The organism is Roseateles sp. GW821-FHT02E12 (assembly GCF_059421665.1).
In genome coordinates this window covers 750,968-762,356 of record NZ_JBWKVK010000003.1, presented here as the reverse complement: position 1 = coordinate 762,356, position 11,389 = coordinate 750,968, and the positions used below count along the sequence as shown (strand labels likewise).

Sequence of the window (11,389 nt, the reverse complement as noted above, 5' to 3'; positions counted from 1 at the left end):
ATCCAAGAGCCGCGCGCATGCGCCCCTCCCACTGACCCACGCTTCGTTCATGACGTCATCACGCCTCACGGCCCAGGATGCCAACGGCTCCACCTCACCTGTGCTGGTGTGGGTCGTCTACGGCCTGCTGGCCCTGGGCCTGCTGCTGCTGCAGTGGCAATTCTTCGTCGGCTACCAGGCCAGCGACGACGCCAACTACCTGCAGGGCGCGATGGGTTGGCTGGCGCACAGCCCCTATGTTGGCAATACCCACTGGACGCTGCGCCACACGCTGACCCTGCCGAGTGCGCTGGCCATCTCGACGCTGGGCCTGAGCCTGCTGTCCGTCGCCCTTCCCACGCTGCTCTATTTCATCGGCTTCGTCGCCGTCCAGATGTGGGCCCTGCACCGCCATCTCGGCTTTGCCGGTGCCGCCTGGTTTGGCCTGTTCGCGATCACGACGGCGGGCATGGTGGTCAACTCGACGTACCTCGCCCCCGACGTCTCCGAGCTCTTCTTCGTCGGCACCACGTTCTGGGTGCTGGTGATGGCGCTGGAGCCTGCCGATGACGGCAAGCGCGGCTCGGCCGGGATCTGGCTGCTGGCCGGCTTGATGGCGGGCCTGGCCTGGAGCAACCGCCAGACGGCCGCTGGTGCACTGTTGGCCTGCGCCATCACGGCCTGGTTGGCCGGTCGGCCGGCGCGCGCCCGCATGCCCTGGGCCGTGCTGGGCTTCGTGCTGGTGGTGGGCGCGGAGTGGGCCTACCTGACCCTGATGACCGGTGACCCGATGTACCGGATCGGCCTGGACCTGCACCACGATCCGGTGGACCGGCTGGCCGAGGTGCGGCGGGTTGCGGCCAGCGGCGCCTGGATCGACAAGGAAGGCAACCTGAGCGTGAACGTCGTGCTGGATCCGATCCTCGCGCTGTTCGTGTCCCAGAAATACGGCCTGCTGTTCTGGACCGGGCTGGCGGCGGCCTGGCAGGCCTGGCGCCTGCCCCGCGGGCGCGAACGCCAGCTCCTGATGCGCCTGCTGGGCCTGGGCACCGTGGCCTTCGTCTTCGTGGCGGCCAACCCCAAGCTTTACCTGGTGCCGCGCTACCTGCTGGTGCCCGCCTGGGTAGCCGCGGCGCTGACGGCCTGGTGGGTGGCCCGGCTGTGGGCCGCGCAGCGCCGCACGCTGGCGGGCATCGTGGCGGCAGCCGTGCTTGGTACTAACCTGCTCTGCCTGGCCGTCGAGAACACGCAACCCCGTGCCGTCGAGCAAGCCTTGGTGAGCTGGGTGCGCGAGCATCCGGCGCACGCCATCCACACGGACATCGAAACCTTCGAGCGCGCCAAGACCTTCTTCCAGATCGCAGGGCTGCCCACCCAGACGGTCAGCAGCGAACCGGCCGCCGCTGGCGACCTGGTGTTCTACAGCGCTGTGCGCGTCGAGCAATGCGCCTCGCAAAAGCGCTGCAGTGACCGAGTCGCCGCATTCCGGCCGCAGCCGGGCTGGGTTGAAACCGGCAAGTTGACGGGGCCGGAGAAGCCCGTTGGGCAGTTGCTGAAAGCCTTGCACATCGCGCAGCTGCTGCCGCCCGACATTGCCCGGCGGATTCTGGCGCCCAGCTACGAAGTCACTCTCTATCAAGTGCGCTAAGGAAAACAACATGATCGACGCCCTGGACCCCAAGCTGCGCGTGGCGGTACTCATCCCTTGCTACAACGAAGAAGTCGCCATCGCCCAGGTGGTCAAGGACTTCCGCGCAGCCATGCCCCAGGCCGGCATCTACGTCTACGACAACAACTCGAAGGACCGCACCACCGAGGTGGCCCGGGAGCACGGCGCGATCGTGCGCATCGAGCGCCGCCAGGGCAAGGGCAACGTCGTGCGGCGCATGTTTGCGGACATCGAGGCCGACGTGTACGTGCTGGTCGACGGCGACGCCACCTATGACGCCGCCAGCTCACCGAAGATGGTGAGGACGTTGCTGGACGAACAGCTCGACATGGTCGTGGGCTGCCGCGTTCACACGCAGACCGAGGCTTACCGGCCGGGCCACGTCTTCGGCAACGCGATGCTGACGGGCTTCGTCGCCAAGCTGTTCGGCCGCAGTTTCACGGACATTCTGTCGGGCTACCGCGTCTTCTCGCGTCGCTTCGTCAAGTCCTTCCCGGCGCTGTCCAAGGGCTTCGAGACCGAGACGGAGCTGACCGTGCACGCGCTGGAACTGCGCATGCCCGTAACCGAAATCGACACGCCCTACGGCGCGCGGCCCGAGGGCTCCGCCAGCAAGCTGTCGACCTACCGCGACGGCACGCGCATCCTGCGGCTGATCCTGCAGCTCTACAAGCACGAGCGCCCGCTGATGTACTTCTCCACGCTGGCCGGCCTGCTGGCCTTGCTGTCCGCCGGCCTGGCTGTGCCCATCATCCTGGAATTCTTGAACACCGGGCTCGTGCCGCGCTTCCCGACGGCGATTCTGTCCACGGGCATCATGATCCTGGCCTTCCTCTTCTTCATCGCCGGCGTGATCCTGGAGACGGTGACGCGCGGGCGCCAGGAAATCAAGCGGCTGCTCTACCTGCAGACGCCGCGATGGGAGCCCTGAGCGGCCTGCGGGCTGCCCTGATGCGCTCGCAGCTGCTGCGCTTCGGCCTGGTCGGCTGCGTGGGGTTCGTGACCGATGCCGGCCTGACGCTGCTGTTCCACAGCGTGCTCGGGCTGGGTGAGGCGACGGCGCGGGTGCTGGGCTTCATCGTGGCCGCCACCGTCACGTGGTGGCTGAATCACCAGTTCACCTTCCAGGTGCAGGGCAGCGCGTCGAGCTGGCTGCGCTACGTCGTGATCACGAGCGCAGGTGCGGCCATCAACATCGCCTGCTACCTGGGCGTGCTGCGGGTGCTGGGCACCCAGCCTCAGCACCTGCTGGCCGGCGTGGCGGTGGGCTCCATCGTGGCGATGGGCTTCAACTTCTGGGTGTCGCGCCGCTGGGTCTTCGTCGCCCGCTAATGGCTACGCAGCCAGGCGCTTTCTGTAGAAGAAAGCAACGACCAACAGCGTCATCAATGGGTCGATCATGTAGCGGGCGCGGTTGTTCTCCCAGACATCCAGCACGTTGGTGACCAGCATGGCGTAGGCCACCGTCACCGCCAGGCAGACGAGGAAGCACTCCACCGCCGCCAGCGGCCGACGGCGCACGTTCAGCGCCTGCCAGCCGAAGTAGGCGCAGGCCGCGATGGCCGCGGCGAAGAACAGCAGCTTCACGACACCCATCTGCAACAGCGGCGACGTCGGCCGCGCTGGATCGTTGCTCAGTCCCCAGATCGCCACCGGCTGGCCTTGCACCAGCAGGTTGTAGAAGCGGTCGAGCTGCGCGATGTGCACGACGTTGGAATCCAGGCCCTTGAACTCGCTGGGCGGCCGGTTGAAGTGATAGAAGGCCGTCCCGACCCGCTTCAGGAAACCTTGCGGGTAGGCGAGCAGGGCCTGCTTCGAGTCCTTGGCCAGCACCGGGTTGACGCGCAGGAAGACCTCCGCGTTGTAGTTCGGGAAGCCGCCCACCTGCTTCTTCATCTCGTCCAGGACGACGACACCGGTGGGCTTGGACGCCCCGAGCAATGCGATGTAGCGCTCGGGCTTCTCGAACACGTCGATGGACGACAGCGGCGACAGCTTGCCGCTCTTGAGCATGTCGGCCCGCATGTCGGCCGGCAGGGTCTCCACCGTCATGCGCGCCATGTTGGAGCCGAGCCACGACGAAAAGCCGGGCGCGCCAAACATCAGGAAGTTCTTCACCAGCAGCGCACCGACGACGAGGCAGGGGATGGCGGCAACCAGCACCGTCCTGCGCAGCACGGCCCGGCCCATCAGCAGCGGCACGACCGCCAGCAGGATCAGCCAGGCCGGATGGAAGGCGGTGCGCAGCAGCACGACCACGGCAAAGATGGCAAAGGCCAGCATGCCCATCCAGGCCTTGCGACTCTGCAGGTAGTCGTAAAAGCAGAAGAAGCCGCACACCAGCAGCGGCGCCACCAGCCCTTCGTAATACAGCTTGTTCTCGTAGAGGATGCTGGCGGGCGCGAAGATCAGGAAGGCCGTCAGCAGCAAGGACAGCTGGCGCGACCCGAACAGCCGCAGCGCCAGCAGGAAGAAGCAAACCACGCCCGCCAGTCCGACTGCCATGTAGACGACGCCCATCCAGGCATCGAAGCGGGCCTCACCCACCAGGATCAGCAGCCCCCCCACCAGCATGTTGAACAGCGGTGGCTGAGCGTGCAGGTGGTTGATGCTGGTCCAGAAATTGGTCTGCAGCTCATGCAGATCCAGGATCTGCATGAAGTGCCTGATGTTGCTGGAGTCGAACTGGATGCCGGCGGCCTTGTACAAGACCCGGCTGATGGCAAACAGCAGGACGACGAGGCCGACATCCCTGGCAACCACGGAACGGCTGCGCGACACGGTGGGCTGGATCATGGCGGCGTCAGGTCCTGGCGATCAGCACGACGCCGGAGCAGATGAGGGCGACACCGCCCAGCCTCACCAGCGAAACCTGCTCACCCAACAGCATGCCCACGATCGCCGTCATCGCGAACCCCAGGCCCACCAGCGGATAGGCCTTGCTGACTTCCCATTTGGAAAGCACACCCAGCCAGACCACGGCGCCAAGGCCGTACAGCAGGAAGCCCAGCAGCACGAACTTGTTCGTGAACGTGGCGATCAGGCTGGCCGGTTCCAGCCCGGCCTTCACGCTTGACATGCCGGCCTTCAGCGAGAACTGTGCCGCGACGGAAATCATGACGCTGACGATCGCCAGCAGCAGCGTATTCACTGGGGAACCTCCAGGGCACAGAAACGGGCGATCAGCATGACCGCCAGCATGAACACGACCACGATGCGGCTGCCGCCGTCGGAGAACGCGTAGATGATGGGGTCGTCATGCATCTCGCCGCGGGACGTCTTGATCCACAGCCGCGACAGCCAATAGACCAGCGCCAGGGCCATGAACCACAACAGCGACGGCGTCGCGTACTGGGCTTGCGTCTCGGGGGCGCTGATGAACAGGCCGAACACCACCACCGCCGACAGCGCAGCACCCATGCCCATGGGCCAAAGGATCGCGAGGTCGGTAACGCGGTAGTCACGGCCTCGCGTCGCCGTTTGGCCGCCCTCCCCCAGCGACACCAGTTCCGAGCAGCGTTTCACCAGCGCCAGGCTGAGGAAGACGAACACGGAAAACGCCAGCAGCCATGAACTCGTCGAGACATGGATCGCGACGGCACCGGCAAAGATGCGCAGCGTGTAGAGCATCGCCAGCATCAGCACGTCGATCAGCACGTATTCCTTGAGCATCCAGCTGTAGGTGGTCGTCAGTACCACGTACAACGCCAGGATCAGCACGAAAGCGGGGGACACCGTCGCCGCCAGCGCGAACCCGATGCACATCGACACGAACGCCCCCAGGATGCCCTTGAGGATGGGGATCTGCGCACTGGCAAACGGTCGCATGCGCTTGCGCGGATGCGCGCGGTCGTTGTCCAGATCCCAGAGGTCGTTCATCAAGTAGGTGGCCGACGCGCAGAACGAGAACGCGAAGAACGCCAGCACCGTCTTGAAGATGCTGTTGACGTCGAGGAAAGAGTAGGCCGTCAGCAGCGGCACGAAAAGCAGCAGATTCTTGGCCCACTGGTGCACCCGCAGTGCCTTCACCCAGGTCTTGAGGCCAGCCTTGCCGTGCTGGAACTCCTTCTCGATGGGAACGCTCTTGGGAATGGCGTCGGCCACCGAACGCGAGACCCCCACCAGCACGGCCGCCTGCGCGCTCTTCCAGATCGGCAGGTCCGCCCGATGGTCGCCGGCGTAGACAAAGCGGCTGTCGATCTGCTGCTGGATGGCTTGCAGCTTGGTGCTGCCCTTCAGGTTGGTACCGTCTTTGCTGGACAGCACGCCGTCGAACAGGCCGAGATGCGTGGCCACGCCCTGTGCGATGGACTCGTGGGCGGCCGTGGCCAGGAAGATCTTGCGGCCACGCTGCTTCTCGGCGCGCAGATAGGCCAGCAGCTCGGCGTTGTAAGGCAGCCCTGCGGCGGACAGCGTGACCCGCGCGGCGACCTGCTGCTTGAGCGCGGCACGCCCCTGCAGCAGCCACACCGGCAGCAGGAACAGGTTCAGGAAGGACTGCTTCAGCAACCGGACGACCGACTCCACCAGCGTGTCGGTGGGTGTCAGCGTACCGTCCAGGTCAACGACGAGAGGAGGCCCTGCAGCGATGGTCGTTTCAGTTTCAGGCATGCCAGCCACTCCGTCGTTTTGCTTTCGTCATGCACACAGGCACGCCAGCCAACCCCAGCCACCCGTCATCGGGCGGCGCAGGGCTCATCGGCTAGACGCGCTCGGCCCTCGATAGTCGGTCGTTGATCGGCCCGGGTCGATGCCCGACGTGTACAGCGCCTCGTAGGCCGAAACCATGCGCTGCAGGCTGAATTCATCGCGTGCACGAGCCAGCGAGGCCTGCGCCAGCTGCAAACGCAATGGCGGCTCGTCCACCAGGCGCGCCAGCGCCCGGGCCAGGGCTACGCTGTCAGAAGGCGGCACCAGCAGGCCATTGACACCATCACCGACCAATTCCGGATTGCCGCCCACCGCCGTGGCCACAGGCGCGCAGCCGCACGCCATGGCTTCCAGCAGCGTGTTGCTGATGCCCTCCGCCTGGGAGGGCAGCGCAAAGACGTCGAACTGCGGCAGCAAGGCGGCGACGTCGCTGCGGTCGCCCGGCAACCAGGCCTGGTCTGCCGCACCGGCGTTGGCGAGGCGCTCGCGCGCGGCCTCCAGCAGCGGGCCGCCACCCAGCATGGCGAGGCGCAGGCGCGGCCAGTCGGCGGGGCAGAGTTCACGCAGGCCCAGGAAGGCATCGACCAGGTTGAGCGGGTCTTTCACCGCCTGCATGCGGCCCACCGCGCCGATCACGAGGTGCTCGCCGCGGCGGTAGGGCCAGGATTCCGGCACTTCGGTGGACGGCGCAAAACGCTGCGTGTCCACGCCGTTGCAGATGCGCTGCACACGCTCAGGTGCGAAGCCCACCGGCCCCGTCAGATAGGTCTCGATGGCCTTGGACAAGGCCACGAAGCGATGCACGCCGGGGCCGTAGAAACGGCGCAGGCGCTGGTTCGTGCGGCTGACGCCACCGAGGTCGTTGACGTCCCAACCGTGCTCGCTGTGCACGCGCAGCGGCACGCGCGCAGCCCAGGCCGGCAGCTGGAACTCCATCGCACCCAGGTTGCGGGTGTGCACGACGGCCGGGCGCAATTCCCGCAGCAGACGGTACACGCGCGGATAGAGCCAGAAGCCCTGACCCGGTGGCTTGTTCAGCGCGATGAACTGCGTCTGCGGCGCCTTCACGCGATCTTTGAACGCGGCGATTTCCGTCACTGCCACCACCGCATGCCGCAGGTCCGGCAGGTGGTTGATGAGGTTGACGACGCCGTTCTCCAGCCCCCCCGTGTCGAAGCGGTGGACCAGATGGACGACGAGGGGCCGGGCGTCGTTCACGGCGTGCGCAGCGCGTCGACGCCGGCCTGCATGACCAAGCCGATGCCCAGCCGGTTGAGGTGGCCGTCATAAGGGCCCACGTCCAGCGACAACGCGGACTGCGCCGCATGCCGGGCGTAGAGCAACTCGAGGTCCACGACCTCGGCGCCGCCCTGGCGCAGTTTGTCGATCAGATAGGCACGCTGGAACTCGTCCGGCCCGTCCGGCCGGTTCGCCGGGTTGCGAACACCGTCCACGAGGATCACGAGCCGGCCCTGCACGTGAGGCTTGGCAACGCGGAAGAATTCGCCGACCGATTCGTCGATCACATGGCGCTCCGTGCTCAACGCTTCTGCGGAGGGCGCTGCGCGCGGCCGGCGAGTCGACTCCGCCATCGGCGCCTGGCGCGTCAACATTTCCGTCAGGAAGCGCTGGGTATCAAGCTTGATCTGGCTGAAGACGTACTGCAACAGCGCGCTGTGCCGGGCCAGGCGCTTGAGCAGCCCGGGCTCGGGGAAGCGCTGCGTTCTGGGCTGCAGCGTGGCCGGATCCAGGCAGCGGCTGTGGATGTTGCCGGAGTTGCAACGGGTCTGACGCGCATCGCCGCGCTCGACAAGCAGCACCATGTCGCGCACGCCGAACTGCTCGTGCGCCCAGCGGATGCGCTGGGCATAGTCCAGCAACGCGGTGCCGGGGCTGCCCATGGCATAGACCCGCCGGCCAGGCAGCAGGCGCTCCAGCTGGGCACCGGCCCGGGCGTCCGCGTCCAGCATGCTGCCTTCGACGTAGCTGTCGCCGATCAGAGCCACGGCGTTCGGGCCCCGCTCGAAGTCATGGTCTGCCAGGAAACCCTGGGCGTTGGCCTGCAGCCGCTGCGGGTTGCGCAGGTCCCAGCCGGTGGAGGTGACCCAGCGATGGTTGGGCGGGTAGGTCAGCAGGTCGGGGTCGCCGTAATAGCCCGTCAACGTGGCGGTGGACACCGGCAGCAGGCGGAACAGCAACTCCAGGCACACCAGCCCCAGGAGCATGCCGGCCACGATGCGCAAGCTGGTGGTGGTCATGCTCAGAAGTTGAAATAGATGAACGCGCTGACCGCCTGGCGCGCCGAATTGACGACCACCAGAAAGACCGCCACGAGTACGGCGGCCGCGCCACCGATCTCGCGCCAACCCACCGATGCGGCAAAGCGCGCCTGCACGGCTTCACCGATGCGGTTGCTGTTGGGCGCCAGCAGCACCAGCGCCATCAACACGGCAGACCAGAGCCAGCCCGCCGACGGCTGCAGGCCGGCGTTCCAGAGCAGCACCGCGGGATCGGCCGGCCCGGTGTGCGCACCTGCCATCGCGCCCAGCATGCGCCAGGCCCCGTCCAGCGTGACCGAACGGAAGAACACCCAGGCCACCATCACCGCGAGGAAGGTCAAGGTCCAGCTCAACGCCGCGCCGACACGAGCAAACGCCCAGGGCATGGCCTTGTCTGAGCGGTCCAGCAGCGCACGCCAGCCGTGGTTGATCATCAGGTACAGGCCGTGCAGGCTGCCCCAGAGCACGAAGGACCAGCTCGCACCGTGCCACAAGCCACCGAGCACCATGGTTGCGGCCAGATTCACGTAGCGCCGTACCGGGCCTTTGCGATTGCCGCCCAGCGGCACGTACAGGTAGTCGCGCAGGAAGGTCGACAGCGAGATGTGCCACCGCCGCCAGAAGTCGCTGATGCTCAGCGCCTTGTAGGGCGAATCGAAGTTGAAGGGCAGCCGGATGTTGAACATCCAGGACAGGCCGATGGCCATGTCGGAATAGCCGGAAAAATCGAAGTACAGCTGCAAGGTGTAGGCCAGCGCCCCCAGCCAAGCCTCGGCGCCGCCCGGCACGATGCCGTGGTCCGCGCCGGTGAAGACGGCGTCTGCAAACGGCGCGATGCCATCGGCCAGCACCACCTTCTTAACCAGCCCCAGCGCGAAGATCGCGCAGCCGCCGAGGAACTTGGCCGAATCGAATCGATAGGTCGACGCCTGCGCGAACTGCGGCATCATTTGTGCGTGATGCAGCACCGGCCCGGCGATCAGATGCGGGAAGAAGGTGACGAACAGACCATAGTGAACGGGCCTGACCTCATGCACCTTGCCCTGCCAGGTGTCGACGAGAAAGGCGATCTGCGTGAAGCTGTAGAACGAGATGCCGATGGGCAGGATGATGCCCAGGGCGCCCCAGTGCGCGCCCAGCAACGCGGCCAGGTTTTCTGCGAAGAAGTTCGCGTACTTGAAGTAGGCGAGCAGGCCGAGGTTGAAGACCAACCCAGCCACCAGCCACGATTTGCCGCGGGCCATGCGCTGGTCGCGCCGCGCCGCCTGGATGGCCGCCCCGACACGGAAGTTGACGGCAATCGACGCCAGCAGCAGCAGCGTGAATTCGGGCATCCAGTACCCGTAGAAGAACACCGAGGCGGCAAACAGCCATGCCGCAGCGACGTCCATCGAGCGTCGGCCGATCCAGTAGTAGCCCAGCAGGACGATCGGCAGAAACAGGAAGGCAAACGTCGACGTCGTGAAGAGCATGGCGTGGCGCGGCAGGCGTGGTCAGGCCGGTCCTCGGCCTCAGCTCACAAGCGCCAGAGGCGGAAGCCCGCGCCCAACAGCGCCTTGGCGTCGAAGGCTGCCTTCACGTCGATGAAAGCGCCGCCCTTGACGAGTTTCTTGCCGATGTCCTCGGCGCTGAGGCTGGCGTATTCGCGGTGCGACACGGCGGCCACGATGGCGTCGGCCTGCGGCAGATCATCGAAAGGCATCAGGCGAACGCCGTACTCGTGCATGGCCTCTTCGGCCTCGGCCTGAGCGTCGGTCACGAAGATCTCGACACCATAGGTCTTGAGCTCGTTGATAATGTCGATGACCTTGGAGTTGCGCAGGTCGCCGCAGTTCTCCTTGAAGGTCAGGCCCAGCACGTTGATGCGGGCGCCCTTGACAGGGCTGCCGCTGGCGATCATCTGCTTGATGGTCTGCTCGGCGATGAACTTGCCCATGCCGTCGTTGATGCGACGGCCCGCCAGGATGACCTGCGGGTGGTAGCCCAGCATGTCGGCCTTGTGGGTCAGGTAGTAGGGGTCCACGCCGATGCAGTGGCCGCCGACGAGGCCCGGCTTGAACTTCAGGAAGTTCCACTTCGTGCCGGCAGCCTCCAGCACCTCGGAAGTGTCGATGCCGAGCTTGTCGAAGATGATGGACAGCTCGTTCATCAGCGCGATGTTGAGGTCGCGCTGGGTGTTTTCGATGACCTTGGCAGCCTCGGCGGCCTTGATGCTGGATGCGCGATGCACACCCGGCTCGACGATCATCTCGTAGACCTTGGCGACCGTGTCGAGCGTCTCGGGCGTGTCGCCGGAAACGATCTTCAGGATCTTGGTCAGCGTGTGTTCCTTGTCGCCCGGGTTGATGCGCTCGGGGCTGTAACCGACGAAGAAGTCCTGCTTCCACTTCAGGCCCGACTCACGCTCCAGCACCGGGATGCAGACTTCCTCGGTCGCGCCGGGATAGACGGTGCTCTCGTAGACGACGATGGCGCCCTTCTTCATGTGGCGGCCGACGCTCGTGGACGAGCCGATCAGCGGGCGGAAGTCGGGAATGTGCGCTTCGTCCACCGGCGTGGGCACGGCGACGATGATGACGTCGGCTTCGGCCAGCATCTTGGGGTCGTCGGTGTAGACGGCGTGCGTGGCGGCCTGGACTTCCTCATCGGTCAGCTCGCGACTCGGGTCGGTGCCACGCTGGCAGGCTTCCACCTTGTTCTTGGCGATGTCAAAGCCGATGGTGCGGACCTGCTTGCCGAACTCCACCACCAGGGGCAGGCCGACGTAACCGAGGCCGATGACTGCGAGCGTCTTCATGGTCATTTCTCGTTG

Annotated in this window: 10 protein-coding genes; 3 read left to right on the top strand and 7 right to left on the bottom strand. The window is 66.1% G+C overall.

Annotated elements, in window-relative coordinates:
* Positions 1-49 precede the first annotated feature (49 nt).
* The 3 genes from AC07V5_RS21430 to AC07V5_RS21420 are packed head-to-tail and all read left to right on the top strand — an operon-like array spanning position 50 to position 2,980.
* Positions 50-1,627, top strand: a complete 1,578-nt coding sequence (locus AC07V5_RS21430; protein ID WP_495117732.1) for an ArnT family glycosyltransferase — start codon at positions 50-52, stop codon at positions 1,625-1,627.
* Positions 1,628-1,637: 10 nt separating this feature from the next.
* A complete protein-coding gene (locus tag AC07V5_RS21425) occupies positions 1,638-2,579 on the top strand; it encodes a glycosyltransferase family 2 protein (RefSeq protein WP_495117731.1) in 942 nt (313 codons plus the stop codon).
* Positions 2,567-2,980: a GtrA family protein gene (locus tag AC07V5_RS21420; RefSeq protein WP_495117730.1), complete on the top strand. Its 414-nt coding sequence runs from the start codon at positions 2,567-2,569 to the stop codon at positions 2,978-2,980. Before AC07V5_RS21425 ends, AC07V5_RS21420 begins: the two co-directional genes overlap by 13 nt.
* Positions 2,981-2,983: 3 nt before the next feature.
* On the opposite strand, the gene AC07V5_RS21415 is transcribed toward AC07V5_RS21420, so the two are convergent.
* The 7 genes from AC07V5_RS21415 to AC07V5_RS21385 all read right to left on the bottom strand — a co-directional run bounded on the left by AC07V5_RS21415 (position 2,984) and on the right by AC07V5_RS21385 (position 11,374).
* Positions 2,984-4,444: a hypothetical protein gene (locus AC07V5_RS21415; RefSeq protein WP_495117729.1), complete on the bottom strand. Its 1,461-nt coding sequence runs from the start codon at positions 4,442-4,444 to the stop codon at positions 2,984-2,986.
* Positions 4,445-4,451: 7 nt separating this feature from the next.
* Complete coding sequence (locus AC07V5_RS21410; RefSeq protein WP_495117728.1) at positions 4,452-4,799, bottom strand: DMT family transporter; 348 nt, start codon at positions 4,797-4,799, stop codon at positions 4,452-4,454.
* Positions 4,796-6,259: a UbiA family prenyltransferase gene (locus AC07V5_RS21405; protein WP_495117727.1), complete on the bottom strand. Its 1,464-nt coding sequence runs from the start codon at positions 6,257-6,259 to the stop codon at positions 4,796-4,798. The genes AC07V5_RS21410 and AC07V5_RS21405 overlap by 4 nt, the downstream gene beginning before the upstream one ends.
* An 84-nt stretch (positions 6,260-6,343) precedes the next feature.
* Positions 6,344-7,516, bottom strand: coding sequence for a TIGR03088 family PEP-CTERM/XrtA system glycosyltransferase (locus AC07V5_RS21400; RefSeq protein ID WP_495117726.1), 1,173 nt, complete (start codon positions 7,514-7,516; stop codon positions 6,344-6,346).
* Positions 7,513-8,556 (bottom strand): hypothetical protein, encoded by a 1,044-nt coding sequence (locus AC07V5_RS21395; protein WP_495117725.1) that lies wholly within the window; start codon positions 8,554-8,556, stop codon positions 7,513-7,515. Before AC07V5_RS21395 ends, AC07V5_RS21400 begins: the two co-directional genes overlap by 4 nt.
* A 2-nt stretch (positions 8,557-8,558) precedes the next feature.
* Entirely contained in the window at positions 8,559-10,049 is a 1,491-nt protein-coding gene (locus AC07V5_RS21390) for an MBOAT family O-acyltransferase (RefSeq protein WP_495117724.1), read from the bottom strand.
* Positions 10,050-10,093: 44 nt separating this feature from the next.
* Entirely contained in the window at positions 10,094-11,374 is a 1,281-nt protein-coding gene (locus AC07V5_RS21385) for a nucleotide sugar dehydrogenase (protein ID WP_495117723.1), read from the bottom strand.
* Between the last annotated feature and the right edge of the window lie 15 nt (positions 11,375-11,389).

Bases quoted from the DNA above. Each gene is read 5' to 3' on its own strand.
- AC07V5_RS21385 (WP_495117723.1), bottom strand. From the start codon at position 11,374: ATGAAGACGCTCGCAGTCATCGGCCTCGGTTACGTCGGCCTGCCCCTG.
- AC07V5_RS21415 (WP_495117729.1), bottom strand. From the start codon at position 4,444: ATGATCCAGCCCACCGTGTCGCGCAGCCGTTCCGTGGTTGCCAGGGAT.
- AC07V5_RS21395 (WP_495117725.1), bottom strand. From the start codon at position 8,556: ATGACCACCACCAGCTTGCGCATCGTGGCCGGCATGCTCCTGGGGCTG.
- AC07V5_RS21430 (WP_495117732.1), top strand. From the start codon at position 50: ATGACGTCATCACGCCTCACGGCCCAGGATGCCAACGGCTCCACCTCA.
- AC07V5_RS21425 (WP_495117731.1), top strand. From the start codon at position 1,638: ATGATCGACGCCCTGGACCCCAAGCTGCGCGTGGCGGTACTCATCCCT.
- AC07V5_RS21405 (WP_495117727.1), bottom strand. From the start codon at position 6,259: ATGCCTGAAACTGAAACGACCATCGCTGCAGGGCCTCCTCTCGTCGTT.
- AC07V5_RS21390 (WP_495117724.1), bottom strand. From the start codon at position 10,049: ATGCTCTTCACGACGTCGACGTTTGCCTTCCTGTTTCTGCCGATCGTC.
- AC07V5_RS21420 (WP_495117730.1), top strand. From the start codon at position 2,567: ATGGGAGCCCTGAGCGGCCTGCGGGCTGCCCTGATGCGCTCGCAGCTG.